24 protein-coding genes, 1 tRNA gene and 1 pseudogene are annotated in these 26,498 nt (G+C 67.0%); 20 read left to right on the forward strand and 6 right to left on the reverse strand.

Features of this window, described 5'->3' with window-relative positions:
* Positions 1-24: 24 nt before the first annotated feature.
* Positions 25-1,251, reverse strand: coding sequence for a pyridoxal phosphate-dependent aminotransferase (locus QC385_RS08130; protein ID WP_279540594.1), 1,227 nt, complete (start codon positions 1,249-1,251; stop codon positions 25-27).
* Positions 1,252-1,557: 306 nt separating this feature from the next.
* On the opposite strand from QC385_RS08130, the gene QC385_RS08135 reads away from it, so the two are divergent.
* From QC385_RS08135 to tuf, 16 genes are all read left to right on the forward strand, one after another.
* Positions 1,558-1,630, forward strand: a tRNA-Trp gene (locus QC385_RS08135).
* Between the two features lie 108 nt (positions 1,631-1,738).
* Positions 1,739-2,023, forward strand: coding sequence for a preprotein translocase subunit SecE (gene secE, locus QC385_RS08140; protein ID WP_150482511.1), 285 nt, complete (start codon positions 1,739-1,741; stop codon positions 2,021-2,023).
* Between the two features lie 80 nt (positions 2,024-2,103).
* Positions 2,104-2,949, forward strand: coding sequence for a transcription termination/antitermination protein NusG (gene nusG, locus QC385_RS08145; RefSeq protein WP_279540595.1), 846 nt, complete (start codon positions 2,104-2,106; stop codon positions 2,947-2,949).
* 162 nt (positions 2,950-3,111) lie between these two features.
* Complete coding sequence (gene rplK / locus QC385_RS08150) at positions 3,112-3,546, forward strand: 50S ribosomal protein L11 (protein ID WP_086842667.1); 435 nt, start codon at positions 3,112-3,114, stop codon at positions 3,544-3,546.
* Positions 3,547-3,622: 76 nt separating this feature from the next.
* A complete protein-coding gene (gene rplA / locus QC385_RS08155) occupies positions 3,623-4,348 on the forward strand; it encodes a 50S ribosomal protein L1 (protein ID WP_010036794.1) in 726 nt (241 codons plus the stop codon).
* A 141-nt stretch (positions 4,349-4,489) separates the two neighbouring features.
* Positions 4,490-5,347: a hypothetical protein gene (locus tag QC385_RS08160; RefSeq protein WP_279540596.1), complete on the forward strand. Its 858-nt coding sequence runs from the start codon at positions 4,490-4,492 to the stop codon at positions 5,345-5,347.
* Positions 5,348-5,439: 92 nt separating this feature from the next.
* Positions 5,440-6,264, forward strand: coding sequence for a DUF1396 domain-containing protein (locus QC385_RS08165; protein ID WP_279540597.1), 825 nt, complete (start codon positions 5,440-5,442; stop codon positions 6,262-6,264).
* A 294-nt stretch (positions 6,265-6,558) separates the two neighbouring features.
* A complete protein-coding gene (rplJ, locus tag QC385_RS08170; protein WP_279540598.1) occupies positions 6,559-7,089 on the forward strand; it encodes a 50S ribosomal protein L10 in 531 nt (176 codons plus the stop codon).
* Between the two features lie 115 nt (positions 7,090-7,204).
* Positions 7,205-7,591 carry a 50S ribosomal protein L7/L12 gene (rplL, locus tag QC385_RS08175; RefSeq protein WP_059424784.1) on the forward strand — a complete coding sequence of 129 codons (387 nt, stop codon included), beginning with the start codon at positions 7,205-7,207 and terminating at the stop codon, positions 7,589-7,591.
* 573 nt (positions 7,592-8,164) lie between these two features.
* Complete coding sequence (gene rpoB, locus QC385_RS08180; RefSeq protein ID WP_279540599.1) at positions 8,165-11,650, forward strand: DNA-directed RNA polymerase subunit beta; 3,486 nt, start codon at positions 8,165-8,167, stop codon at positions 11,648-11,650.
* Between the two features lie 93 nt (positions 11,651-11,743).
* The gene (locus QC385_RS08185; protein WP_279540600.1) at positions 11,744-15,643 is read left to right on the forward strand and encodes a DNA-directed RNA polymerase subunit beta'; all 3,900 of its coding nucleotides are present in this window, start codon (positions 11,744-11,746) and stop codon (positions 15,641-15,643) included.
* Positions 15,644-15,784: 141 nt separating this feature from the next.
* Complete coding sequence (locus tag QC385_RS08190) at positions 15,785-16,306, forward strand: DUF1707 and DUF4190 domain-containing protein (protein WP_279540601.1); 522 nt, start codon at positions 15,785-15,787, stop codon at positions 16,304-16,306.
* Between the two features lie 339 nt (positions 16,307-16,645).
* Positions 16,646-17,017 carry a 30S ribosomal protein S12 gene (gene rpsL, locus QC385_RS08195; RefSeq protein ID WP_003948652.1) on the forward strand — a complete coding sequence of 124 codons (372 nt, stop codon included), beginning with the start codon at positions 16,646-16,648 and terminating at the stop codon, positions 17,015-17,017.
* Positions 17,018-17,019: 2 nt separating this feature from the next.
* On the forward strand, positions 17,020-17,490 hold the full coding sequence (gene rpsG, locus QC385_RS08200; protein ID WP_003998848.1) for a 30S ribosomal protein S7: 471 nt from the start codon (positions 17,020-17,022) through the stop codon (positions 17,488-17,490).
* A 39-nt stretch (positions 17,491-17,529) separates the two neighbouring features.
* Positions 17,530-19,656 carry an elongation factor G gene (gene fusA, locus QC385_RS08205; RefSeq protein ID WP_279540602.1) on the forward strand — a complete coding sequence of 709 codons (2,127 nt, stop codon included), beginning with the start codon at positions 17,530-17,532 and terminating at the stop codon, positions 19,654-19,656.
* 156 nt (positions 19,657-19,812) lie between these two features.
* The gene (tuf, locus tag QC385_RS08210; RefSeq protein ID WP_279540603.1) at positions 19,813-21,006 is read left to right on the forward strand and encodes an elongation factor Tu; all 1,194 of its coding nucleotides are present in this window, start codon (positions 19,813-19,815) and stop codon (positions 21,004-21,006) included.
* A gap of 99 nt (positions 21,007-21,105) precedes the next feature.
* Here the strand turns inward: tuf and QC385_RS08215 are convergent, their stop codons facing one another.
* The 5 genes and pseudogenes from QC385_RS08215 to QC385_RS08235 form a co-directional block, all read right to left on the reverse strand.
* Complete coding sequence (locus QC385_RS08215; RefSeq protein ID WP_279540604.1) at positions 21,106-21,492, reverse strand: phage holin family protein; 387 nt, start codon at positions 21,490-21,492, stop codon at positions 21,106-21,108.
* Between the two features lie 85 nt (positions 21,493-21,577).
* A complete protein-coding gene (locus tag QC385_RS08220; protein ID WP_336621279.1) occupies positions 21,578-21,760 on the reverse strand; it encodes a hypothetical protein in 183 nt (60 codons plus the stop codon).
* A gap of 178 nt (positions 21,761-21,938) precedes the next feature.
* Entirely contained in the window at positions 21,939-22,268 is a 330-nt protein-coding gene (locus QC385_RS08225) for a hypothetical protein (protein WP_279540605.1), read from the reverse strand.
* Positions 22,265-23,129, reverse strand: a pseudogene (locus QC385_RS08230) (helix-turn-helix domain-containing protein). Before QC385_RS08230 ends, QC385_RS08225 begins: the two are co-directional and overlap by 4 nt.
* A 274-nt stretch (positions 23,130-23,403) precedes the next feature.
* Complete coding sequence (locus QC385_RS08235; protein WP_279540606.1) at positions 23,404-23,817, reverse strand: ATP-binding protein; 414 nt, start codon at positions 23,815-23,817, stop codon at positions 23,404-23,406.
* A gap of 152 nt (positions 23,818-23,969) precedes the next feature.
* Between QC385_RS08235 and QC385_RS08240 the strand changes: the two genes are divergently transcribed.
* The 4 genes from QC385_RS08240 (at position 23,970) to QC385_RS08255 (ending at position 26,369) form a co-directional block, all read left to right on the forward strand.
* Positions 23,970-24,848 carry a helix-turn-helix domain-containing protein gene (locus QC385_RS08240; RefSeq protein ID WP_279540607.1) on the forward strand — a complete coding sequence of 293 codons (879 nt, stop codon included), beginning with the start codon at positions 23,970-23,972 and terminating at the stop codon, positions 24,846-24,848.
* The gene (locus QC385_RS08245; protein WP_279540608.1) at positions 24,845-25,051 is read left to right on the forward strand and encodes a DUF397 domain-containing protein; all 207 of its coding nucleotides are present in this window, start codon (positions 24,845-24,847) and stop codon (positions 25,049-25,051) included. Before QC385_RS08240 ends, QC385_RS08245 begins: the two co-directional genes overlap by 4 nt.
* Before the next feature lie 3 nt (positions 25,052-25,054).
* Positions 25,055-25,651: a hypothetical protein gene (locus QC385_RS08250; protein WP_279540609.1), complete on the forward strand. Its 597-nt coding sequence runs from the start codon at positions 25,055-25,057 to the stop codon at positions 25,649-25,651.
* Positions 25,652-25,721: 70 nt separating this feature from the next.
* Positions 25,722-26,369: a hypothetical protein gene (locus QC385_RS08255; RefSeq protein ID WP_279540610.1), complete on the forward strand. Its 648-nt coding sequence runs from the start codon at positions 25,722-25,724 to the stop codon at positions 26,367-26,369.
* The last annotated feature ends 129 nt before the right edge of the window (positions 26,370-26,498 follow it).

Here is a 26,498-nt window from a genome sequence, read left to right on the forward strand (position 1 = left end):
GCCGGGAGGCCGACGCGGCGGACGTCAGTCCTTGGCCTCCGCCAGCAGCTTCTGCATCCGGCTCACGCCCTCGACGAGATCCTCGTCACCGAGCGCGTACGACAGCCGCAGATACCCGGGCGTACCGAACGCCTCGCCCGGCACCACCGCGACCTCGGCCTCCTCGAGGATCAGCGCGGCCAGCTCGACCGTGTCCTTGGGCCGCCGGCCCCGGATCTCCTTGCCGACCAGCGCCTTCACCGACGGGTACGCGTAGAACGCGCCCTCCGGCTCCGGGCACACCACGCCGTCGATCTCGTTCAGCATCCGGACCATGGTCTTGCGGCGCCGGTCGAACGCCTCGCGCATCTTCTCCACGGCGACCAGGTCACCGGAGACTGCGGCCAGCGCGGCGGCCTGGGCGACGTTGGACACGTTCGACGTGGCGTGCGACTGGAGGTTCGTCGCGGCCTTGATCACGTCCTTCGGGCCGATGATCCACCCGACGCGCCAGCCGGTCATCGCGTACGTCTTCGCGACACCGTTCACCACGACGCACTTGTCGCGCAGCTCGGGCAGCACCGCCGGCAGCGACACGGCGGCGGCGTCGCCGTAGACCAGGTGCTCGTAGATCTCATCGGTCATCACCCACAGACCGTGCTCGACGGCCCAGCGGCCGATCGCCTCGGTCTCCTGCTCGCTGTAGACCGCGCCGGTCGGGTTCGACGGGGAGACGAACAGGACGACCTTCGTCTTCTCCGTGCGGGCCGCCTCCAACTGCTCGACGGACACCCGGTAGCCGGTCGTCTCGTCGGCGACGACCTCCACCGGGACACCCCCGGCCAGCCGGATCGACTCCGGGTACGTCGTCCAGTACGGCGCGGGCACGATGACCTCGTCGCCCGGGTCGAGGATCGCGGCGAAGGCCTCGTAGATGGCCTGCTTGCCGCCGTTGGTGACGAGGATCTGCGACGCGTCGACCTCGAGGCCCGAGTCGCGCAGCGTCTTCGCGGCGATCGCGGCCTTCAGCTCGGGCAGCCCGCCGGCCGGCGTGTAGCGGTGGAACTTCGGGTTCTTGCAGGCCTCGATCGCGGCCGCGACGATGTAGTCCGGGGTGGGGAAGTCGGGCTCACCGGCGCCGAAGCCGATCACCGGCCGCCCGGCGGCCTTGAGGGCCTTGGCCTTGGCGTCCACGGCGAGGGTGGCGGACTCGGAGATCGCGCCGACTCGGGCGGAGACCCGGCGCTCGGTGGGAGGGGTTGCAGGGCTCATGGGCCCCATCGTTTCAGACAGGAAACCTGGGCGGCACCGGGGTTTCACAGACTGAACAACGTCGGGCAAACCCCAGAACAACAGTCCGGATCGACCGCCCGGCCTGGGCGATCTTCAGCCGGAGCCCGGTCGTCCGCACCCCGTTCCGCAGGCGATCTTCCGCCAACGAGGCCTCCCCGGAGCTCTTTCTGTTCGACGACCGGCCGCGGACCACGTACACTCTCACCTCGTTGGCCTTCAGCAGGCCGCGCCCGTTCGGTGCACACCAAGCATCCGGACGGATGCGGTACGTTGGGGGACACACAAAGGGTCGTAGCTCAATTGGTAGAGCACTGGTCTCCAAAACCAGCGGTTGGGGGTTCAAGTCCCTCCGGCCCTGCTACACACACCTTCGCCAGGATGTGTGCGCATGTACGTACAGCAATGCACCGCCGTGCGGCTCAGACCGGGCGCGGCACGGCCACGACCCGGAATCAGGTGAGGACGAGTGACGGACGCCGTGGGCTCCATCGACATGCCTGATGCCCAGGACGAGGCGCCGGAGTCCAGGAAGGCCCGCAAGGGCGGCAAGCGCGGCAAGAAGGGCCCGCTGAAGCGGCTCGCCCTGTTCTACCGCCAGATCGTCGCGGAGCTGCGCAAGGTCGTCTGGCCGACCCGCAACCAGCTGACGACGTACACGACCGTGGTGATCATCTTCGTGGTCATCATGATCGGCCTGGTCACCGTGATTGACTATGGGCTCAGCAACGCCGCCAAGTACGTGTTCGGCTGATCCACCAGCGAAGAGCGCCGAGGTACCCGGCGCTCCTTTCGCATGTTCCACCCCTATGTATCCAGGAAGAAGCAGCCACCGTGTCTGACCCGAACGTGAACGACGCCATCGAGCCTGTCGAGTCCGTCGAGGACGAGCTCGACACCGTCGAGGGCGCGGACAGCGAGGACACCGAGGCCTCCGCCGAGGTCGAGGCTGCCGACGCCGTCGCGGACGACGCCGTCGAGGCGGAGACCGAGGTCGACGAAGAGGCCGCGGACGAAGCGGAAGAACTCGAGGAAGAGCCCGAGGACGAGCCCGAGGACGACCGCGACCCGATCGAGAAGCTCCGCGAGGAACTGCGGGTCCTGCCCGGCGAGTGGTACGTCATCCACACCTACGCCGGCTACGAGAACCGCGTGAAGACCAACCTGGAGCAGCGCGCCGTCTCGCTGAACGTCGAGGACTACATCTTCCAGGCCGAGGTGCCGCAGGAAGAGGTCGTCCAGATCAAGAACGGCGACCGCAAGACGATCAAGCAGAACAAGCTCCCGGGCTACGTCCTCGTCCGCATGGACCTGACCAACGAGTCCTGGGGCGTCGTCCGCAACACCCCCGGTGTCACCGGCTTCGTGGGCAACGCCTACGACCCGTACCCGCTGACGCTGGACGAGATCGTCAAGATGCTCGCCCCCGAGGCCGAGGAGAAGGCCGCCCGCGAGGCCGCCGAGGCCGAGGGCAAGCCCGCTCCGCAGCGCAAGGTCGAGGTCCAGGTGCTGGACTTCGAGGTCGGCGACTCGGTCACCGTCACCGACGGCCCGTTCGCCACGCTCCAGGCGACCATCAACGAGATCAACCCGGACTCGAAGAAGGTCAAGGGCCTCGTGGAGATCTTCGGCCGCGAGACGCCGGTCGAGCTCTCCTTCGACCAGATCCAGAAGAACTAGCAGCACCCCGACTTCCGAACAGGTCAGGCAGGCCTCGCGGCCCGTCTGACCTGCTCGGTTTTTGGCCGCACATGGATACCCGTTATCGTTGTGCGGTATGCCTCCATCCGGATGATCCGGTTCGGAGGCTGGAAAACTCTCACTAGGACCCGGAGAGAGCACATGCCTCCCAAGAAGAAGAAGGTCACGGGGCTCATCAAGCTCCAGATCCAGGCCGGTGCCGCCAACCCGGCCCCGCCGGTCGGCCCCGCGCTGGGTCAGCACGGCGTGAACATCATGGAGTTCTGCAAGGCCTACAACGCCGCGACCGAGTCGCAGCGTGGCTGGGTGATCCCGGTGGAGATCACGGTCTACGAGGACCGTTCCTTCACCTTCATCACCAAGACGCCGCCGGCCGCGAAGATGATCCTCAAGGCCGCGGGCGTGGACAAGGGCTCCGGCGAGCCGCACAAGACCAAGGTCGCGAAGATCACGCGTGACCAGGTCCGCGAGATCGCCACCACCAAGATGCCCGACCTCAACGCCAACAACCTGGACGCCGCCGAGAAGATCATCGCCGGCACCGCCCGTTCCATGGGCGTCACGGTCGAAGGCTGAGCCCCCACCCCATCAGCAGAAGTGGCAGGGCCTGCTCGGCCCGGACCACGACTCCTAAGAATCCACAGGAGCAGTAGTGAGCAAGCGCAGCAAGTCCCTTCGCGCTGCGGACGCCAAGATCGACCGGGAGAAGCTCTACGCCCCGCTCGAGGCCGTCCGTCTCGCCAAGGAGACCTCCACGACCAAGTTCGACGGCACCGTCGAGGTCGCCTTCCGTCTGGGTGTCGACCCGCGCAAGGCCGACCAGATGGTCCGTGGCACCGTGAACCTCCCGCACGGCACCGGTAAGACCGCCCGGGTCCTGGTCTTCGCGACCGGCGACCGTGCCGAGGCCGCGCGTGCCGCGGGCGCCGACATCGTCGGCGCCGACGAGCTGATCGACGAGGTGTCGAAGGGCCGTCTGGACTTCGACGCCGTCGTCGCCACCCCGGACCTCATGGGCAAGGTCGGCCGCCTCGGCCGCGTGCTCGGTCCGCGTGGTCTGATGCCGAACCCGAAGACCGGCACCGTCACCCCCGACGTCGCCAAGGCCGTCACCGAGATCAAGGGCGGCAAGATCGAGTTCCGTGTCGACAAGCACGCGAACCTGCACTTCATCATCGGCAAGTCGTCCTTCGACGACACCAAGCTGGTGGAGAACTACGGCGCCGCGCTGGAGGAGATCCTCCGTCTGAAGCCGTCCGCCGCCAAGGGCCGCTACATCAAGAAGGCCGCCATCACCACCACGATGGGCCCCGGTATTCCGGTCGACCCGAACCGCACCCGCAACCTCCTCGTCGAGGAGGACCCGGCCGCGGTCTGAGCCTGACGGCTCACCTGTCCGGTCACGGGCCCCGCACCTCTCACAGGTGCGGGGCCCGTTCCCTTTTCCGGTACGTACTTTCCGGTACGTACGCCGGTGGCCTGGGTTAACGTGCGGGAACCGGATGGGAACGGGGGACGTATGCAGGGCAGGACCGTACGCCGCGTGAGCCTGGCGCTCGCGGCGGCGACCGCGCTGACGGGCGTGGCCGCCTGCACGTCCCCGGACTTCTCGGACGGCCCGGGCAAGGACGACCGTGCCGCCCACGGCAGGTCCGTGGAAGCCCTGCGCTCCGCCGAGCGCGCCACCCGGCGGGCCGCGTCGGCCCGGGTCGAGTCCACGACGACCATGGGCTCGCTGATGTCCATGACCGCCGACGGCACCCTCGGCTGGGGCGACGGCATCACCGGCACCCTGACCATCACGTACACCGGCGGCACCCTGGCCGACACCATGCGCCGGCTCGGCAGCACCTCCATGGAGGCGCGCTACCTGCCCGACGCCTACTACGCGCGCATGGGCGAGAAGTTCGCCGAGCAGACCGGCGGCAGACACTGGGTCCGGTACGCCTACGAGGACCTGGAAGCCCTCGCCGGGGGCTCCGGCGCGCACCTCGGCGACCAGATGCGCACCACCACGCCGAACCAGTCCGTGAAGCTCCTGCTGGCCTCCGGGGACGTCCGGAAGGTCGGCGAGGAGTCCGTGCGCGGCCGGCCCGCCACGCACTACTCCGGCACCGTGGCCGCCGCGGACGTCACCGACGCCGCCCTGAAGAAGCAGCTCACCTCGGCCGGCGTCACCAGCGAGACCGTCGACGTCTGGATCGACGAGCGGAACCTGCTGGTCAAGAAGGTGGAGAAGGCGCGGATGACCACGGGCCGGATGACCCAGACCGCGCACTACGGCGACTACGGCGTGCGGGTCCGGGCCCAGCGGCCCCCGCTGTCCGACACCGGGGACTTCGAGGACCTGATGCGGAAGAAGGGCGGTACGTCCTGAGCTCCCCTGATTTCCCATAGATCACTTGTGCCCCTCTGGGATAGGCTCACCGCCTTGCTGTGGAGCAAGCATGTATTCCTTGGGGGGAATCAATGAGGACATCCGTACCTGTCGCCGGGCTGGGCGCTCTGCTTCTCGCCGCCGGTGCGGTCGGCTGCGGTTCCGAGCAGTCGCCTGAGATGACGCCCGTGGCCGCCGTCGCCAAGGCGGCGAAGAACACCGAGGACATCACGTCCGTCCGGTACCGCATGAGCGGCACGTCGCCGGAGTCCGGCAAGGTCGAGGGCGAGGCGTCGATGCGCCTGAAGCCCACGATCGCCGTGAGCATGAAGGTGACGGCGATCGACCAGGGAGCCACCGAGGCCGTGGAGCTTCGCCTCGTCGGCAAGGTCGCGTACCTCGGTGGGGGAGCCGAGATGGCCAAGGAGATGGACGGCAAGACCTGGATGAAGTTCGACCTGTCCGGGTCCGACGCCGGCAAGAAGCCGGACCGGCCGGGGCCCGCGAGCCAGGCCGAGCAGAATCCGGCGGCGGAGTCCACATTCCTCACGAGCGCCAAGGACGTGAAGAAGGTCGGCACCGAGAAGGTCGAGGGCGTCGAGACGACCCACTACTCGGGCACGTTCACCCTCGCCGAGCTCCGCGCCTCCCTGAAGGGCAAGGACGCGAAAGTCCGCGAGAACCGCGAGAAGCGCATCAAGCAGTACGAGCAAATGGGCATCGAGAAGTTCACGATGGACACCTGGATCGGTGACGGCCGCACCAAGCAGTTCCGTATGAAGGGCCAGGGCGACAAGGGCCCGCTCGACATGACCATCACCTTCCTCGACTACAACAAGCCGGTGAACGTCACGGCCCCGCCGGCCAAGGACGTCGCCGACCTCGCCGACCTGTTCAAGGAACTCGACGCGAGCTGATCCGTCGTACGGGCGGATTTGCTTGACGGCGATCCGTTCCCGTACTCTCCTACAGAAGCCAAAGACCGCTGGTCGTTACCGCGCGCTCGGATGAGGGCGCGGTGGCCGAAGGATCCGCTGAACGGCGGACGACCCGCGCAGGTGACACTTGGAGAAGCTCCCGGAGCCCGCCGCCTCGTGCGTGCGTGCAAACGGTCGAGCTACGCCCCGTGCGCCTGCGCCGGGGCGTTTCGTTTTCCCCAGTCCTCCTTCGGGTCCGCGCGGTCCGAATCACCCGGAAGGAGGCCGAGGCTCATGGCGAGGCCTGACAAGGTCGATGCCGTCGAGGAGATGCGGGACAAGTTCCGTAACTCCAACGGCGCCGTCATCACCGCGTACACCGGTCTCACCGTGGCGCAGCTCCAGAAGCTGCGTCGTTCACTCGGTGAGAACGCTAACTACCGTGTGGCAAAGAACACGCTGACCAAGATTGCGGCCAACGAGGCCGGGATCAACGAGATCGACGACCTCTTCACGGGTTCGTCGGCCGTCGCCTTCGTGACCGGTGACCCGGTCGAGGCGGCGAAGGGTCTCCGTGACTTCGCCAAGGACAACCCCAGCCTGGTCATCAAGGGCGGCGTCCTTGACGGCAAGGTGTTGTCCGCTGACGACATCAAGAAGCTTGCGGACCTCGAGTCCCGCGAGGTTCTGCTCTCCAAGCTGGCCGGTGCCATGAAGGGCAAGCAGTCCCAGGCTGCCTCTGTCTTCCAGGCGCTGCCGTCGAAGCTCGTCCGCACCGTGGACGCGCTCCGTGCCAAGCAGGACGAGCAGGGCGGTGCCGAGTAACTCGGCTCGCATCCCGGCTTCCGCTGCCTGAACGCGGAGGCCGTCGCGGGCCAGTAGTACGCCCGCCTCACATGTACATCCGGCACCTGCCGATTTAGTGGAAGGACCGCCAATCATGGCGAAGCTCAGCCAGGAAGACCTGCTCGCGCAGTTCGAGGAGATGACCCTCATCGAGCTCTCCGAGTTCGTGAAGGCGTTCGAGGAGAAGTTCGACGTCACCGCCGCCGCCGCCGCGGTCGCCGTCGCGGGCCCGGCCCAGGGTGGCCCGGCTGCCCCGGCCGAGGAGGAGAAGGACGAGTTCGACGTCGTCCTCACCGGCGCCGGTGACAAGAAGATCCAGGTCATCAAGGTCGTGCGTGAGCTGACCTCCCTGGGCCTGAAGGAGGCCAAGGACCTGGTCGACGGTGCGCCGAAGCCGGTTCTGGAGAAGGTCAACAAGGAGGCCGCCGACAAGGCCAAGGAGTCCCTCGAGGGCGCCGGTGCCTCCGTCGAGGTCAAGTAAGACCTCTCGGATCCGCCAGGATCCACGACACGTCCCACTGGACGTGTAACGCGTAAGCGCGGAAGAGCGATCATCCATCCGGGTGGTCGCTCTTCGGCGTTTCCGGGGTCCGGCCACGGTTGCCTTGAACCCTCTGTGACGGGGGGTATGGTGATCTTCGTCGTGTCTCTGGGCCGGCCCCGGATCGGGCAGGGGGGCCTTGACGAACCGCACGCAGCGCGCAATTCTCAGGACGCGTCGTCACAGGATCCGAATCCGAGGCATGGATCGGCGACGAAGAGGGCAGTATCAACGTGCGTTGAGGGCAGCGCCGTGTCGCAGGAGTGGAACAACGAGGGTGAACACGGGTTTCCGAACCCGGACTGGACATCAGTGTGCCGTATGGCTACACTGACCCTTTGCGCTGCCTGTTAGCTGTCCCCTGCCCGTCACCAGGGGTCTGCCCTCGCCCGAGCATCGACGACAAGACCTGTCTGACCTGGCTTTTCGGCCGGACCGACATAGCTTGTCTCTGTGTACGGGAGAGGGGCCGGTACGCGCGTAGTGAGTCCGAGCCCTCGGAAGGACCCCCTCTTGGCCGCCTCGCGCAACGCCTCGACCGCGAATACGAACAACGCCGCCAGCACTGCCCCGCTGCGCATCTCTTTTGCAAAGATCAAGGAGCCTCTCGAGGTTCCGAACCTGCTCGCGCTGCAGACCGAGAGCTTCGACTGGCTGCTCGGCAACACCGCCTGGCAGAGTCGGGTCGAGGAGGCTCTCGAGAACGGTCAGGACGTCCCCACCAAGTCCGGGCTCGAGGAGATCTTCGAGGAGATCTCCCCGATCGAGGACTTCAGCGGGTCGATGTCGCTGACCTTCCGCGACCACCGCTTCGAGCCGCCGAAGAACTCGATCGACGAGTGCAAGGAGCGCGACTTCACGTACGCGGCCCCGCTCTTCGTCACCGCCGAGTTCACCAACAACGAGACCGGTGAGATCAAGTCCCAGACGGTCTTCATGGGCGACTTCCCGCTCATGACGAACAAGGGCACCTTCGTCATCAACGGCACCGAGCGTGTCGTGGTGTCGCAGCTCGTCCGTTCGCCCGGCGTCTACTTCGACTCCTCCATCGACAAGACGTCCGACAAGGACATCTTCTCCGCGAAGATCATCCCGTCCCGGGGTGCCTGGCTGGAGATGGAGATCGACAAGCGCGACATGGTCGGTGTCCGCATCGACCGCAAGCGCAAGCAGTCCGTCACCGTCCTGCTCAAGGCGCTCGGCTGGACCACCGAGCAGATCCTCGAGGAGTTCGGCGAGTACGAGTCCATGCGCGCCACCCTGGAGAAGGACCACACCCAGGGCCAGGACGACGCGCTGCTCGACATCTACCGCAAGCTGCGCCCGGGCGAGCCCCCCACGCGTGAGGCCGCGCAGACGCTGCTCGAGAACCTCTACTTCAACCCCAAGCGCTACGACCTGGCCAAGGTCGGCCGCTACAAGGTCAACAAGAAGCTGGGTACCGACACCCCGCTGGACGCCGGGATCCTGACCGTCGAGGACATCATCGCGACGATCAAGTACCTGGTGAAGCTGCACGCCGGCGAGACCGAGACGGTCGGTGACAACGGCACGTCCGTGGTCGTCGAGACCGACGACATCGACCACTTCGGCAACCGCCGCCTGCGCAGCGTCGGCGAGCTCATCCAGAACCAGGTCCGTACGGGTCTGGCGCGTATGGAGCGTGTCGTCCGCGAGCGGATGACGACCCAGGACGTCGAGGCGATCACGCCGCAGACCCTGATCAACATCCGGCCGGTCGTCGCCTCCATCAAGGAGTTCTTCGGCACCAGCCAGCTGTCCCAGTTCATGGACCAGAACAACCCGCTGTCGGGTCTGACGCACAAGCGGCGTCTGTCCGCGCTCGGCCCGGGTGGTCTGTCCCGTGAGCGGGCCGGCTTCGAGGTCCGTGACGTGCACCCCTCGCACTACGGCCGCATGTGCCCGATCGAGACCCCTGAAGGCCCGAACATCGGTCTGATCGGCTCGCTCGCCTCCTACGGCCGGGTCAACGCGTTCGGTTTTGTCGAGACCCCGTACCGCAAGGTGTTCGAGGGCCAGGTCACCGACGAGGTCGACTACCTGACCGCCGACGAGGAGGACCGCTTCGTCATCGCGCAGGCCAACGCGCCGCTGACGGACGACCTCCGCTTCGCCGAGGCCCGCGTCCTGGTCCGCCGCAAGGGCGGTGAGGTCGACTACGTCGGCGGCGAGGACGTGGATTACATGGACGTCTCGCCGCGCCAGATGGTGTCGGTCGCGACCGCCATGATCCCCTTCCTGGAGCACGACGACGCCAACCGTGCCCTCATGGGCGCGAACATGATGCGCCAGGCCGTTCCGCTGATCCAGGCGGAAGCCCCGCTCGTCGGCACCGGCATGGAGTACCGCTCCGCGGTCGACGCCGGCGACGTGGTCAAGGCCGAGAAGGCCGGTGTGGTCCAGGAGGTCTCCGCCGACTACATCACCACCGCCAACGACGACGGCACGTACATCACGTACCGCCTGGCCAAGTTCGCCCGCTCCAACCAGGGCACCTCGGTCAACCAGAAGGTCATCGTGGCCGAGGGCGACCGGATCATCGAGGGCCAGGTCCTGGCCGACGGTCCGGCCACCCAGAACGGCGAGATGGCGCTGGGCAAGAACCTGCTCGTGGCGTTCATGCCGTGGGAGGGTCACAACTACGAGGACGCGATCATCCTGTCGCAGCGCCTCGTGCAGGACGACGTCCTCTCCTCGATCCACATCGAGGAGCACGAGGTCGACGCCCGTGACACCAAGCTCGGCCCCGAGGAGATCACGCGGGACATCCCGAACGTCTCCGAGGAGGTCCTCGCCGACCTCGACGAGCGCGGCATCATCCGGATCGGTGCCGAGGTCGTCGCCGGTGACATCCTGGTCGGCAAGGTCACGCCCAAGGGTGAGACCGAGCTGACGCCGGAGGAGCGCCTGCTGCGCGCGATCTTCGGTGAGAAGGCCCGTGAGGTCCGTGACACCTCGCTGAAGGTGCCGCACGGCGAGATCGGCAAGGTCATCGGCGTTCGCGTCTTCGACCGCGAGGAGGGCGACGAGCTTCCCCCCGGTGTGAACCAGCTGGTGCGCGTCTACGTCGCGCAGAAGCGCAAGATCACCGACGGTGACAAGCTCGCCGGCCGCCACGGCAACAAGGGCGTCATCTCGAAGATCCTGCCGATCGAGGACATGCCGTTCCTGGAGGACGGCACCCCGGTCGACATCATCCTCAACCCGCTTGGTGTGCCGTCCCGAATGAACCCGGGACAGGTGCTGGAGATCCACCTCGGCTGGCTCGCCAGCCAGGGCTGGGACGTCTCCGGTCTCGCCGACGAGTGGGCGCAGCGTCTCCAGGCCATCGACGCCGACCAGGTCCCGCCGCGGACCAACGTCGCGACGCCGGTCTTCGACGGTGCCCGCGAGGACGAGCTGGCCGGTCTGCTGAACCACACCATCCCGAACCGCGACGGCGAGCGCATGGTGCTCCCGTCCGGCAAGGCGCGACTGTTCGACGGCCGCTCCGGCGAGCCGTTCCCGGAGCCGATCTCGGTCGGCTACATGTACATCCTGAAGCTGCACCACCTGGTCGACGACAAGCTGCACGCCCGTTCGACCGGCCCGTACTCCATGATCACCCAGCAGCCGCTGGGTGGTAAGGCCCAGTTCGGTGGCCAGCGGTTCGGCGAGATGGAGGTGTGGGCACTCGAGGCGTACGGCGCCGCCTACGCGCTCCAGGAGCTGCTGACCATCAAGTCCGACGACGTCACCGGCCGCGTGAAGGTCTACGAGGCCATCGTCAAGGGCGAGAACATCCCCGAGCCCGGCATCCCCGAGTCCTTCAAGGTGCTCATCAAGGAGATGCAGTCTCTCTGCCTGAACGTGGAGGTGCTGTCCAGCGACGGTATGTCCATCGAGATGCGTGACACCGACGAGGACGTCTTCCGCGCTGCGGAGGAGCTCGGCATCGACCTGTCCCGGCGCGAGCCGAGCAGCGTCGAAGAGGTCTGACGGGAGTTCGGCGGCCTTCGTCATGAAGGCCGCCGGCCCCAGGACCCCCGTATCAGACCAAAGACTTACAACCCTGAGAGGGATTGACGCATAGTGCTCGACGTCAACTTCTTCGACGAGCTCCGGATCGGTCTGGCTACCGCTGACGACATCCGTCAGTGGAGCCACGGCGAGGTCAAGAAGCCCGAGACCATCAACTACCGCACGCTCAAGCCCGAAAAGGACGGACTCTTCTGCGAGAAGATCTTCGGTCCGACCCGGGACTGGGAGTGCTACTGCGGCAAGTACAAGCGTGTCCGCTTCAAGGGCATCATCTGTGAGCGCTGTGGCGTCGAGGTCACGCGTGCCAAGGTGCGCCGTGAGCGGATGGGCCACATCGAGCTCGCCGCGCCCGTCACGCACATCTGGTACTTCAAGGGCGTCCCGTCGCGGCTGGGTTACCTGCTCGACCTCGCCCCGAAGGACCTGGAGAAGGTCATCTACTTCGCGGCGTACATGATCACGTACGTCGACGAGGAGCGCCGCACGCGCGACCTGCCCTCGCTGGAGGCCCACGTCTCCGTCGAGCGCCAGCAGATCGAGCAGCGCCGCGACGCCGACCTGGAGGCCCGGGCCAAGAAGCTCGAGACCGACCTGGCCGAGCTGGAGGCCGAGGGCGCCAAGGCCGACGTGCGCCGCAAGGTGCGCGAGGGTGCCGAGCGCGAGATGAAGCAGCTGCGCGACCGTGCGCAGCGCGAGATCGACCGTCTCGACGAGGTGTGGAACCGGTTCAAGAACCTCAAGGTCCAGGACCTCGAGGGCGACGAGCTGCTCTACCGCGAGCTGCGCGACCGCTTCGGCACGTACTTCGACGGCTCGATGGGTGCCGCGGCGCTGCAGAAGCGCCTGGAGTCCTTCGACCTCGACGAGGAGGCCGAGCGCCTCCGCGAGATCATCCGCACCGGCAAGGGCCAGAAGAAGACCCGTGCGCTCAAGCGCCTGAAGGTCGTCTCCGCGTTCCTCCAGACCAGCAACAGCCCCAAGGGTATGGTGCTGGACTGCGTGCCGGTCATCCCGCCGGACCTTCGCCCGATGGTGCAGCTGGACGGTGGCCGCTTCGCGACCTCCGACCTGAACGACCTGTACCGCCGTGTGATCAACCGGAACAACCGGCTGAAGCGCCTTCTCGACCTCGGTGCGCCCGAGATCATCGTCAACAACGAGAAGCGCATGCTCCAGGAGGCCGTCGACGCGCTGTTCGACAACGGCCGCCGTGGTCGCCCGGTCACCGGTCCCGGTAACCGCCCGCTGAAGTCCCTCAGCGACATGCTGAAGGGTAAGCAGGGTCGCTTCCGTCAGAACCTGCTCGGTAAGCGTGTGGACTACTCCGCGCGTTCCGTGATCGTCGTCGGTCCGCAGCTGAAGCTGCACCAGTGCGGTCTGCCGAAGGCGATGGCGCTGGAGCTCTTCAAGCCGTTCGTGATGAAGCGCCTGGTCGACCTGAACCACGCGCAGAACATCAAGAGCGCCAAGCGCATGGTCGAGCGCGGCCGCACGGTCGTGTACGACGTGCTGGAAGAGGTCATCGCGGAGCACCCGGTTCTGCTGAACCGTGCGCCCACGCTGCACCGCCTCGGCATCCAGGCCTTCGAGCCGCAGCTGGTCGAGGGCAAGGCCATCCAGATCCACCCGCTCGTCTGCACCGCGTTCAACGCGGACTTCGACGGTGACCAGATGGCCGTGCACCTTCCGCTGTCCGCGGAGGCGCAGGCCGAGGCCCGCATCCTGATGCTGTCCTCGAACAACATCCTCAAGCCGGCCGACGGCCGTCCGGTGACGATGCCGACCCAGGACATGGTCCTCGGTCTGTTCTTCCTCACCACCGACGGCGAGATGCGCGACCTCAAGGGCGAGGGCCGTTCCTTCGCCTCGGTCGCCGAGGCGATCATGGCCTTCGACGCGGGCGAGCTGTCGCTCCAGTCGAGGATCGACGTCCGCTTCCCGGTCGGCACCATCCCGCCCCGCGGCTGGACCCCGCCGGCGCGCGAGGAGGGCGAGCCCGAGTGGCAGCAGGGTGACAGCTTCCGGCTGAACACCACGCTGGGCCGCGCGCTCTTCAACGAGCTGCTGCCCGAGGACTACCCGTTCGTCGACTACGAGGTCGGCAAGAAGCAGCTCTCCGAGATCGTCAACGACCTCGCCGAGCGCTACCCGAAGGTCATCGTGGCGGCGACGCTCGACAACCTGAAGGCGTCCGGCTTCTTCTGGGCGACCCGCTCCGGCGTCACCGTGGCCATCTCCGACGTCGTCGTTCCCGAGGCGAAGAAGGAGATCGTCAAGGGCTACGAGGCGCAGGACGAGAAGGTCCAGAAGCAGTACGAGCGCGGTCTGATCACCAAGGACGAGCGCACGCAGGAGCTCATCGCGATCTGGACCAAGGCGACCAACGAGGTCGCCGAGGCGATGAACGACAACTTCCCGAAGACCAACCCGATCTTCATGATGGTGAACTCGGGTGCACGAGGCAACATGATGCAGATGCGTCAGATCGCCGGTATGCGTGGTCTGGTGTCGAACGCGAAGAACGAGACGATCCCGCGTCCGATCAAGGCTTCCTTCCGTGAGGGCCTGTCCGTGCTGGAGTACTTCATCTCCACGCACGGTGCCCGTAAGGGTCTGGCGGACACCGCTCTGCGTACCGCCGACTCGGGTTACCTCACGCGTCGTCTGGTCGACGTCTCCCAGGACGTCATCATTCGCGAGGAGGACTGCGGCACCGAGCGCGGTCTGCGTCTGCAGATCGCGAGCCGGAACGCCGAGGGCACGCTGCTCAAGGCGGAGGACGTCGAGACGTCCGTGTACGCGCGCTGCCTCGCCGAGGACATCGTGGTCGACGGCAAGGTGCTGGCCCCGGCCGGTACCGACCTCGGCGACGTGCTCATCGACGAGCTGGTCCGCCACGGCGTCGAGGAGGTCAAGACCCGCTCGGTCCTGACCTGCGAGTCCGCCGTCGGTACCTGCGCGATGTGCTACGGCCGTTCGCTGGCCACCGGCAAGCTGGTCGACATCGGTGAGGCGGTCGGCATCATCGCCGCCCAGTCCATCGGTGAGCCCGGTACCCAGCTGACGATGCGTACCTTCCACACCGGTGGTGTGGCCGGTGACGACATCACCCAGGGTCTGCCGCGTGTCGTCGAGCTCTTCGAGGCCCGTACCCCGAAGGGTGTCGCCCCGATCTCCGAGGCCTCCGGCCGCGTCCGGATCGAGGAGACCGAGAAGACCAAGAAGATCGTCGTCACTCCGGACGACGGCAGCGACGAGATGGCCTACCCGATCTCGAAGCGTGCCCGTCTGATGGTCAGCGAGGGCGAGCACGTCGAGGTGGGCCAGAAGCTCACCGTGGGTGCCACCAACCCGCACGACGTGCTGCGCATCCTGGGTCAGCGTGCCGTCCAGGTCCACCTGGTCGGCGAGGTCCAGAAGGTCTACAACTCGCAGGGTGTGTCGATCCACGACAAGCACATCGAGATCATCATCCGGCAGATGCTCCGCCGCGTGACGATCATCGAGTCCGGCGACGCCGAGCTGCTGCCCGGCGAGCTGGTCGAGCGCTCGAAGTTCGAGACCGAGAACCGTCGTGTGGTCCAGGAGGGCGGTCACCCGGCCTCCGGTCGTCCGCAGCTGATGGGTATCACCAAGGCCTCGCTGGCGACGGAATCCTGGCTGTCGGCCGCCTCCTTCCAGGAGACGACCCGAGTCCTGACGGACGCGGCGATCAACGCCAAGTCCGACAGCCTCATCGGCCTCAAGGAGAACGTCATCATCGGTAAGCTCATCCCGGCCGGTACGGGTCTGTCCCGCTACCGCAACATCCGGGTCGAGCCGACCGAGGAGGCCAAGGCCGCGATGTACTCGGCCGTCGGCTACGACGACATCGACTACTCGCCGTTCGGCACGGGCTCCGGCCAGGCCGTGCCGCTGGAGGACTACGACTACGGTCCGTACAACCAGTAAGGCGTACGTCGTCTGAGTCACTGAAGGGCGGTCACCTCTCGGGGTGGCCGCCCTTCGGCGTGTCAGCGGGGACGCGCCGGTGCCAGGAGGGCCGCCAGGGCGCATCATGGAGGGACTCCGCGCTCCGGGGAGGTGCCCGACGTGTCCCAGCCGCCCTATCCCTCCTGGCAGCCCTGGCAGGGCCCCAGTGTCCCGTCCATGCTCGCCTCGCATGCCGATCGGGAGCGGGCCGTGGACGTGCTCAGAGCCGGGTACGGCGAGGGGCGGATGGAGCACGGTGAGTTCGAGAAGCGGGTGGCGCGGGCGTACGCGGCGCGGACCGTGGGGGAGCTGGCGATGCTCGTCGCCGATCTGCCTCAGGGGCCCATGCCGCAGCCGGCCGGGGTGATGCCCGTGCCGCGGACGTTTCTGCCCGTGCCGCGGCCGCAGACGAACGGGAAGGCGGTGGCGGCCGGCGTGTGCGGGCTGCTGTGTGTGCCGACCATGGGGCTGACGGGGATCCCGGCCGTGGTGCTGGGGCACGTGGCGCGGGCCGAGATCCGCAGCCGGGGGGAGCTCGGGGACGGGCTCGCGCTGACCGGTCTCGTACTGGGGTGGTTGTCCACCGTCGGCTGGGCACTCGTCCTGGTGTTGCTGACGGTGGTGTCCATCGTGGCGGGGTGACGTCCGGCGCTGCGAGAAACGTGCGCAAAGCGGACAGCCGTCATCGAATTGAAGATCGACAACGGCCGGGGGTCTTGACATGCCCCGTGTGGCGATGCGGCCGACACCCATTTGTTTTGACCGCAGCCAATGCGATAGGTACGCTCAGACCTTGTGCCTGGGGTGTGCCCTGGCTCTCGTGCGTGCCATGAACCGCACGTCGAGCTGATACCGGCCACCGTGATCCGCGCTTAATTCTGCCTGGCGGCGGGAGTCCGCGGGATTCGACACACCCGACCGCGTGGGTCGGCGACGTTCCAGGTTAGCTTCACCTATCGGCACACAGAAACCGGAGAAGTAGTGCCTACGATCCAGCAGCTGGTCCGCAAGGGCCGGCAGGACAAGGTCGAGAAGAACAAGACGCCCGCACTCGAGGGTTCCCCTCAGCGTCGTGGCGTCTGCACGCGTGTGTTCACGACCACCCCGAAGAAGCCGAACTCGGCCCTGCGTAAGGTCGCGCGTGTGCGTCTGACCAGCGGGATCGAGGTCACCGCTTACATTCCGGGTGAGGGACACAACCTGCAGGAGCACTCCATCGTGCTCGTGCGCGGCGGCCGTGTGAAGGACCTGCCGGGTGTTCGCTACAAGATCATCCGCGGTTCGCTGGACACCCAGGGTGTCAAGAACCGCAAGCAGGCCCGCAGCCGCTACGGCGCCAAGAAGGAGAAGTAAGAATGCCTCGTAAGGGCCCCGCCCCGAAGCGCCCGGTCATCATCGACCCGGTCTACGGCTCTCCTCTGGTGACCTCCCTGATCAACAAGGTGCTGCTGAACGGCAAGCGCTCCACCGCCGAGCGCATCGTCTACGGCGCCATGGAGGGTCTGCGCGAGAAGACCGGCAACGACCCGGTCATCACGCTGAAGCGCGCTCTCGAGAACATCAAGCCGACCCTCGAGGTCAAGTCCCGCCGTGTCGGTGGTGCCACCTACCAGGTGCCGGTCGAGGTCAAGCCCGGCCGCGCCAACACCCTGGCGCTGCGCTGGCTCGTCGGTTACTCCCGCGCCCGCCGCGAGAAGACCATGACCGAGCGTCTCCTCAACGAGCTTCTCGACGCCTCCAACGGGCTCGGTGCGGCCGTGAAGAAGCGCGAGGACACCCACAAGATGGCCGAGTCCAACAAGGCCTTCGCGCACTACCGCTGGTAGTCGCTACCCACATCGAGACCGAGAGAAGACTGAAGCCTTATGGCTACCACTTCACTTGACCTGGCCAAGGTCCGCAACATCGGGATCATGGCCCACATCGACGCGGGCAAGACGACCACCACCGAGCGGATCCTGTTCTACACCGGCGTTTCCTACAAGATCGGTGAGGTCCACGACGGCGCTGCCACCATGGACTGGATGGAGCAGGAGCAGGAGCGTGGCATCACGATCACCTCTGCTGCCACCACCTGTCACTGGCCGCTCGAGGACAACGACTACACCATCAACATCATCGACACCCCGGGTCACGTCGACTTCACCGTCGAGGTGGAGCGCTCCCTGCGCGTGCTCGACGGTGCCGTGACGGTGTTCGACGGTGTCGCCGGCGTTGAGCCCCAGTCCGAGACGGTGTGGCGTCAGGCGGACCGCTACGGCGTTCCGCGGATCTGCTTCGTCAACAAGCTCGACCGCACCGGTGCCGAGTTCCACCGCTGCGTCGACATGATCAGCGACCGTCTGGGCGCGCAGCCGCTGGTCATGCAGCTGCCGATCGGTGCCGAGGCGGACTTCAAGGGCGTCATCGACCTCGTGACGATGAAGGCCCTGGTCTGGTCGGCCGAGGCGACCAAGGGTGAGATGTACGACACCGTCGACATCCCGGACACCCACGCCGAGGCTGCCGAGGAGTACCGCGGCAAGCTGCTCGAGGCCGTCGCCGAGAACGACGAAGAGCTGATGGAGCTGTACCTGGAGGGCACCGAGCCCACCGTGGAGCAGCTCTACGCCGCGATCCGTCGCATCACCATCGCGTCCGGCAAGGGCGGCGGCACCACCGTCACCCCCGTGTTCTGCGGCACCGCGTTCAAGAACAAGGGCGTTCAGCCCCTGCTCGACGCGGTCGTGCGCTACCTGCCCACTCCGCTCGACGTCGAGGCCATCGAGGGCCACGACGTCAAGGACCCGGAGAAGGTCGTCGCGCGCAAGCCGTCGGACGAGGAGCCCCTCTCCGCGCTCGCGTTCAAGATCATGAGCGACCCGCACCTCGGCAAGCTCACCTTCGTCCGCGTGTACTCCGGCCGTCTTCACTCCGGCACCCAGGTGCTGAACTCGGTGAAGGGCAAGAAGGAGCGCATCGGCAAGATCTACCGCATGCACGCGAACAAGCGTGAGGAGATCGAGTCGGTGGGCGCCGGCGACATCGTCGCCGTCATGGGCCTGAAGCAGACCACCACCGGTGAGACGCTGTCGGACGACAAGAACCCGGTCATCCTGGAGTCCATGGACTTCCCGGCGCCGGTCATCCAGGTCGCCATCGAGCCCAAGTCGAAGGGCGACCAGGAGAAGCTGGGCGTCGCGATCCAGCGCCTGGCCGAGGAGGACCCGTCCTTCCAGGTCCACTCGGACGAGGAGACCGGCCAGACCATCATCGGTGGTATGGGCGAGCTGCACCTCGAGGTGCTGGTCGACCGTATGCGCCGTGAGTTCAAGGTCGAGGCCAACGTCGGCAAGCCGCAGGTCGCGTACCGCGAGACCATTCGCAAGGCCGTCGAGAAGGTCGAGTTCACCCACAAGAAGCAGACGGGTGGTACCGGCCAGTTCGCCCGCGTCATCATCGCGATCGAGCCGATCGAGGGCGGCGACGCCTCGTACGAGTTCGTCAACAAGGTGACCGGTGGCCGTGTGCCGAAGGAGTACATTCCTTCGGTGGACGCCGGTGCGCAGGAGGCCATGCAGTTCGGCATCCTCGCCGGTTACGAGATGACCGGTGTCCGCGTGACGCTGCTCGACGGTGCCTACCACGAGGTCGACTCCTCCGAGCTCGCGTTCAAGATCGCCGGTTCGCAGGCCTTCAAGGAGGCCGCGCGCAAGGCCAGCCCCGTGCTGCTCGAGCCGATGATGGCCGTAGAGGTCACCACGCCCGATGACTACATGGGTGAGGTCGTCGGCGACATCAACTCCCGCCGTGGCCAGATCCAGGCCATGGAGGAGCGGGCCGGTGCCCGCGTCGTGAAGGGCCTCGTGCCCCTTTCGGAGATGTTCGGTTACGTCGGCGACCTGCGCAGCAAGACGTCCGGCCGTGCCAGCTACTCCATGCAGTTCGACTCCTACGCCGAGGTTCCCCGGAACGTCGCCGAGGAGATCATCGCGAAGGCCAAGGGCGAGTAACGCACCGCGTCTACACGCCGTAGGCTTGACTCCGGAGCCTTGAGGGGCATTCCGCCGCAATCATGGTGAGAATGCCCCGGGGCCCGGGCTTTCCAGCAAAGATCACCTGGCGCCGATGAGTAAGGCGTACCAGAACCACTCCACAGGAGGACCCCAGTGGCGAAGGCGAAGTTCGAGCGGACTAAGCCGCACGTCAACATCGGCACCATCGGTCACATCGACCACGGTAAGACGACCCTCACGGCCGCCATTACCAAGGTGCTGCACGACGCGTACCCGGACCTGAACGAGGCCTCGGCCTTCGACCAGATCGACAAGGCTCCTGAGGAGCGCCAGCGCGGTATCACCATCTCCATCGCGCACGTCGAGTACCAGACCGAGACGCGTCACTACGCCCACGTCGACTGCCCCGGTCACGCGGACTACATCAAGAACATGATCACGGGTGCGGCGCAGATGGACGGCGCCATCCTCGTGGTCGCCGCCACCGACGGCCCGATGCCGCAGACCAAGGAGCACGTGCTCCTGGCCCGCCAGGTCGGCGTCCCGTACATCGTCGTCGCGCTGAACAAGGCCGACATGGTGGACGACGAGGAGATCCTGGAGCTCGTCGAGCTCGAGGTCCGTGAGCTCCTCTCCGAGTACGAGTTCCCGGGCGACGACCTGCCGGTCGTCAAGGTCTCGGCGCTCAAGGCCCTCGAGGGCGACAAGGAGTGGGGCAACTCCGTCCTCGAGCTGATGAAGGCCGTCGACGAGGCGATCCCGCAGCCCGAGCGTGACGTCGACAAGCCGTTCCTCATGCCGATCGAGGACGTATTCACGATCACCGGTCGCGGTACGGTCGTCACCGGCCGTATCGAGCGTGGTGTCCTCAAGGTCAACGAGACCGTTGACATCGTGGGCATCAAGCCGGAGAAGACCACCACCACGGTCACCGGTATCGAGATGTTCCGGAAGCTCCTCGACGAGGGCCAGGCCGGTGAGAACGTCGGTCTGCTCCTCCGTGGCATCAAGCGCGAGGACGTCGAGCGCGGCCAGGTCATCATCAAGCCGGGCTCGGTCACCCCGCACACCGAGTTCGAGGCGCAGGCCTACATCCTGTCCAAGGACGAGGGTGGCCGCCACACGCCGTTCTTCAACAACTACCGCCCGCAGTTCTACTTCCGTACGACGGACGTGACCGGCGTCGTGACCCTCCCCGAGGGCACCGAGATGGTCATGCCGGGTGACAACACCGAGATGAAGGTGGAGCTCATCCAGCCCGTCGCCATGGAGGAGGGCCTGAAGTTCGCCATCCGTGAGGGTGGCCGGACCGTGGGCGCCGGCCAGGTCACCAAGATCACCAAGTGAGTCTCCGGACTGGCTTGAGGGTCGACTGACCTGAGTGGCTCGGAGGGGCCCGTACGACTTCGGTCGTGCGGGTCCCTTCCGCTGTTTCCGACGCCCGTTCTACGACGGCTGGGACGCGGCATCGGCCGGTCCGAGGGCGAGGAGAACCAGGACCGTCACCCGCACGATGACGCCGCCGAGCAGGGCGGCGAGGAAGCCGTCGACGTGAAGGCCGTACTCCATGTCGGAGCCGAGCCAGGACACCAGCAGCCAGATCAGGGTGTCCTGAGCGATGCCGACCACGCCCAGGAGCAGCAGGAGGACCGGGGGAGCGGTCCGGATGTCGCTCGGGTAGCTGTAGATCAGCTGGTTCACGATGAGGAAGACCGCGCCGGCGAGGACCACCTCCCACGGGGGCGAGTCGAGGATCGTGCTGATGCCGGGGAGGAGCACGGTGGCCAGTGTGACCCCGAGAAACGTGCCGAGTACGCGTCTTCGCTTGTCCATGGGGCGGATCATGACTTAGGGCATGTCTGGCGAGGTCCTGGCGTGTGCGGTTGCGGCGTCACGATCGTGAGACGCGTTTCGGGTGTCAGAAGCCCAGGTACGTGATCTGGACGACGTAGACACGCTCGCTGCGGACGACGACCTGATACGTGAACATGCCGCCGGGGACGATGATGTCGCCGCCCTTCGGGTCGACACCGTCATGGGCCTGTCCGTGGACATGGAAGGCTTCGGCTGCCCTGACCAGTTCGTCCGCCTTGCTTTCCACCTCGGCGAGGAAGCTGGTGGGAGCAGTTCGGGCCGCTTCCTACCCGCCGAAGGCGTACTCCCATTTCCAGCTCACCCGCGGACTGCCTTCATGGCTTCGTCCAGGACACCGCTCAGTTCACGCAGGGCCTCTTGGGCGATGGCGGGGTCCTCGTGTTCCAGGTTGCCCTTCGCTCGGCCTAGCGGGTGGACAGATCGGGGCGCCGGGCGATCTCGATGTCCCGGGCCCAGGTCAGCACCCAGCTCCGCACCGGGCTCAGCGACTGCCACTCAACCGCCTTGGCGAAGGCTTCGTCCTTGGTGGCCTGCATCTCTTCCAGGCGGGCCGGATCGACGGCGGCGAGGGCCGCGCGCAGGGCGTCAGGAGTCTGCTGGGGGCGGGGGATCAGCTCATGTCCGTGGTCGGCCTGAGTGCTCATCGTGTCCACCTCCAGGGAGTGCCTCGGCCAGGCTATCCCGCCCGTGTTGCCGGTGGGCGCGGCGACGTGTGCGGCAGTTGCTCTTCTCATGCGGCCTCCAGAAGCTCGGCCCGCTCGGGTCGGCAGTCGTGGCAGCGGCCGGGGGCCGGTGCGCGGAAGGCACGGTCGCAGCCGTCGCAGGTCTGGAGTGGGTGCCGGGCGGGTCGGTGCTGGAGCGGGGGCACGGAACGGGGGTGGGGGCGGTAGTTGGGCTGTGAGGCGGTGGGCCAGGAGGGCGGCCGGGCGACGGAGGTCCTCGGGTGGGAGGTCGGTAGTCAGGGCGTGGCGTACGGCGGCAGGGGTGACGTCGCGCTCGAGCCAGGCGGCGACGCCGGGGGCGAGGTGGGCGGTGTCGCGGGCGGAGAGGAGGAGGCGGGGGTCGTGGCGGCGGAGTTCTGTGAGGAGCTCCGCAGCCTGTTGGAGGAGGGCGGGTGCAGGGTAGGCCGGGTGCGGTACCGCTGGGAGGAGCTTGCTGCCGGGCGTCCTCGTCCGCTTTCTCGGGGCTGGGCGAGGGGCGTCTCTACCGCTGTGACCTGGCTGGTTGCAGGAGATCGTGCGGGTGATGATCCGGCCGCCGGGGACGCGTTCACGCTCTCGCCGCAGGTAGCCGTGGGCCTCCAGCTCGCGCAGAGCGGCGGCGATGCGGGTCGTGCCCTCCGGGAAGCGGGCGGCGAGGGACTTGATGTCGACTCGGGCGCCCGCTGGGAGCGACTGGATGTGCGTGCCGAGCCCGATCGCGAGCAGCGACAGCTCCGGGTGCTGGGCGAGGTGGTTGCCGATCACCGTGAAGCGGGTGGTGTGGCGGGTGTTGTCGTGAACCAGGCCGGTGTGGGGGTGCCGCCGGTTCGGGTGCTTCTTCCCGGTTACCGGGGTGTGGGCAGGCGAGGGCACGCTAGGGTTTTGTGTATCCATCAGGGAAGGTCTCGTCTTCCTCGGTGGTCAGGCCCTCGCACTGGGATTGCCGTCCCGGCGGGGGCCGTCGCATGTCTGCGGTTGTGTTGCGCTGAGCGTAGGGCAGGCAAGGGCTCCCGAATCCAGCTGAGTTGGCGATGTTCACTCGCGTGAGTGAGGCGGCGGCCTGGGCGGGAGGGGTGGGGTTCGGTGGGGTTCTTTCCACGTAATGGTTCTTGGAAAAGACCGCCTGCGGCACCGGAGCGCGAGGTGTCGGGACCCGGTGCTTCGGGGGTCAGAGGGTGAGTTCGGCCCAGACAGTCTTGCGTGGTGGCGGACCGGGGGTGACGCCCCAGCGGTCGGCGAGCGCGTCGACGAGCAGCAGGCCGCGGCCGGACTCGGACTCCGGGGCGGGGAGCCGGGGTGGTGCCGGCAGCTGGTCGTCGCGGGTGTCCGTGACCTCGATGCGGAGGGTGTCGGCCACGACGTACAGGAGCAGGCGGAAGTCACGGCCGGGGATGCGACCGTGGTGCGCCGCGTTGGCCGACAGCTCCGCGATGACCTGCCTCGCCGGGTCCAACGGCAGTCCCCAGGAGCGGAGTTGTTCGGTGGCCAGGAGACGGGCCAGGCGGGCGCCGCGTGGGGTGGGGGACAGCTGGATGCTGAAGTGTCGGATGCCGGTGGTGAGTTCGGGGGATTTCTGCGTCACGTCACTCAGCGTGGCGGCCCGTGATTACTGTGAACAGTGACTCAGCGGGTGCGTACGGTAACTGTCCGGAGCCTGTCCGGTCGTGTCCGGGCTGTCGGAGCCGGGCGTACGGGTAGGGCGCTGGGCACGATCGTACGACGGAAGGGTGCGGGATGACGGCGGTCGAGGCGGACGCGGGTCGTCTCAAGGGCGAGGCGGACGAGCCGGGTTGGGAGGTGGATCCGGACGACGAGTGGGGAGTCGCGGTCATCGCCACGGTCGGGCGGCAGTTGAAGCTGCGGCGGGAGACGGTGGGGATGCGGGCCGCCGAGTTCGGGACGGCGGTGGGGTACGGCGAGGACATGGTCTACAAGATCGAGGGCGGGAAGCGGATCCCTCGGCAGGACTATCTGCTCAGGGCTGACGAGGTGCTGGGGGCGGGTGGGCTCATCGCGGCGACGTGGGAGGACGTGAAGAGGGTCCGGTATCCCAAGAAGGTGCGGGAGCTGGCCAAGTTGGAGGGGCAGGCGGTTGAGATCGGGGTGTACGAGTGCAACAGCGTCCACGGGCTGTTGCAGACGCCGGAGCACGCGCGTGCCTTGTTCGAGGCGGCGCAGCCCCGGTATTCGCCGGACGATGTGGAACGGATGGTGGCCGCCCGGATGGCCCGGCAGTCGGTCTTCGAACGCGATCCGGCCCCGTCGGTGCACTACGTCCTGGAGGAGGCGGTGCTGCGTCGACGGGTCGGGGGCACAATGGTGTGGCGACAGCAGCTCGAACACCTGCTGGACGTGGGGAGGTTGCGTAGCGTCACGCTTCAGATCATGCCGACGAACACCGATGCCCACCCGGGCGTGGACGGCAAGATCGAGCTACTGAAGTTCCCGGACGGATCGGCGGTGGGGCGTTCCGACGGTGCGTTCAGCGGGCGGCCGACCACCGATCCCAAGCAGCTCCGCATCCTTGAGCTGCGGTATGGCACCATCCGAGCGCAGGCACTCCCACCGCGGGAGTCGCTGGCCTTCATCGAGCAAGTGCTGGGAGAAACATGATCCGCAACGCTTCTGCCGGGGACACCTCCGAACTGACTTGGTTCAAGAGCAGCTACAGCAGCGGCACGGACGGCAACTCCTGCGTCGAGATCGCGATAGTGCCCCGCACCGTGCACGTCCGAGACTCCAAGCACACCGCAGGCCCCCGACTCGCACTCGCACCGAAGGCCTGGTCGGACTTCGTGGCCTCCGTCCAGGCGTAGGGCATGCCTTCGGAACCCGCATCGGACGACCTCGACCTGGACGCGATCGAGGAGCTGTGCGCGGCTGCCACGCCGGGGCCGTGGTTCGTCAGGAACCTCGACGACGACCACGCCATGAACCTGGTCGGGGTCGGCACCGTGGAGGACACGGGCCGGGGCGAGAACGCCGCGTTCATCGCCATGGCCAGAGATGCTGTACCGCGTCTCGTGGCGGAGGTCAGGCGCCTGCGCTGGCTCGTCGAATTCGGAGCGTGCCACACGGCCGGCACGACGGGCACGGAGTTCGTACTGCCCCTCGACGACGAGATGCTCGCCTACTTCCGCGAGATGACAGACGTACTGGTGGAACACATCGGCATCTCCCGCGCAGAAGCGGTCGCCAGGATCAACGCGGCGTACGGCACGCGACAGTGGGTCGCCCTGGACCTACAGCTCATGGGACATGAACTGCCCGAGTACTGGGCCTACGCGGTGTACTACGCCCCGGACAGCCAGCACCGCCTGCCGATCGGAGACCCGACCGCTGACGCGGACATCGACTTCAGCACGCACCCCGTACGCCCTGCGCCACCGAAGGACTCACCGTTCTGGACGCTGTAGGAGTAGTGGCACGATGAGCGCACGAGTGATCGAGTCATCGTGTGATCGAGCGAACGGGGAGGCCGGCGTCATGGCCCGCTACATGGAGGCACTGACCGTCGAGAGGGGCGGTTTCCGGATCAAGGTGCCGGAGTCGTGGTGGGAGTTCGACGTACGACCGGAGTCGCGGGACGACTCGATCCGGCGGATGGTGACCGAACGGGTGCAGCAGCGGCCGGAGTTGGAGCAGTACCGGGACACGTACGTCGACTTTCTCCGGAAGGCGGCTGCGGACGCGTGGAAGTCGGGCGCGCTGTACTGCGGCTGCATGGCGGAGAACTTCGGCGGGGACACGCCGATCACGGGCTCGGTGACCGTCTCTCTGGTCGGTGGCCGCAACGAGCGCGGTGAGCCGCTGTCGAACGACCCGGCCGCCATCGCGAGCCAGCTCGCGGTCAAGGAGGCCAAGCGGGAAGGGGACTCCTGGCGGAAGGTGACGACCGTCGACATCCCGGGAGTCGGTCCGGCGGCGCGGACGTACGGCATCGAGGACATCGCCGTTCCGGGCGACGCGCTGAACCGCACCATCCGGGCTGTGCTGGTGCAGACGTACATTCCCGTGCCGGGCCAGGAGGGCAAGGTGGCGTTGGTCGCCGGCAGCAGTCAGGTCCTCGACCTCGCGGACTCCTTCTTCGACATCTTCGACGCGATCACGTCGACGTTTCGGTTCACGAGCTGACTCCGGTCAGACCCCCACCGTCTTGGGCGGGGCAGGCGGCCCCGTCACCTCCGTCGCCTCTGCGGCATAGATCAGGCAGACATGGACGGTGACTGACGGCGAGTCGCGCACAGGCACCGTTCGTGGTGT

The sequence above is a fragment of the Streptomyces sp. DH10 genome (genome assembly GCF_029813805.1).
Taxonomy (GTDB): domain Bacteria; phylum Actinomycetota; class Actinomycetes; order Streptomycetales; family Streptomycetaceae; genus Streptomyces; species Streptomyces coeruleofuscus.

Coding starts and splice junctions, on each gene's coding strand:
- QC385_RS08130 (WP_279540594.1), bottom strand. CDS start 1,251: ATGAGCCCTGCAACCCCTCCCACCGAGCGCCGGGTCTCCGCCCGAGTC.
- rplK (WP_086842667.1), top strand. CDS start 3,112: ATGCCTCCCAAGAAGAAGAAGGTCACGGGGCTCATCAAGCTCCAGATC.
- QC385_RS08160 (WP_279540596.1), top strand. CDS start 4,490: ATGCAGGGCAGGACCGTACGCCGCGTGAGCCTGGCGCTCGCGGCGGCG.
- QC385_RS08165 (WP_279540597.1), top strand. CDS start 5,440: ATGAGGACATCCGTACCTGTCGCCGGGCTGGGCGCTCTGCTTCTCGCC.
- rplJ (WP_279540598.1), top strand. CDS start 6,559: ATGGCGAGGCCTGACAAGGTCGATGCCGTCGAGGAGATGCGGGACAAG.
- rplL (WP_059424784.1), top strand. CDS start 7,205: ATGGCGAAGCTCAGCCAGGAAGACCTGCTCGCGCAGTTCGAGGAGATG.
- rpsG (WP_003998848.1), top strand. CDS start 17,020: ATGCCTCGTAAGGGCCCCGCCCCGAAGCGCCCGGTCATCATCGACCCG.
- fusA (WP_279540602.1), top strand. CDS start 17,530: ATGGCTACCACTTCACTTGACCTGGCCAAGGTCCGCAACATCGGGATC.
- QC385_RS08215 (WP_279540604.1), bottom strand. CDS start 21,492: ATGGACAAGCGAAGACGCGTACTCGGCACGTTTCTCGGGGTCACACTG.
- QC385_RS08225 (WP_279540605.1), bottom strand. CDS start 22,268: ATGAGAAGAGCAACTGCCGCACACGTCGCCGCGCCCACCGGCAACACG.
- QC385_RS08240 (WP_279540607.1), top strand. CDS start 23,970: ATGACGGCGGTCGAGGCGGACGCGGGTCGTCTCAAGGGCGAGGCGGAC.
- QC385_RS08245 (WP_279540608.1), top strand. CDS start 24,845: ATGATCCGCAACGCTTCTGCCGGGGACACCTCCGAACTGACTTGGTTC.
- QC385_RS08250 (WP_279540609.1), top strand. CDS start 25,055: ATGCCTTCGGAACCCGCATCGGACGACCTCGACCTGGACGCGATCGAG.
- QC385_RS08255 (WP_279540610.1), top strand. CDS start 25,722: ATGGCCCGCTACATGGAGGCACTGACCGTCGAGAGGGGCGGTTTCCGG.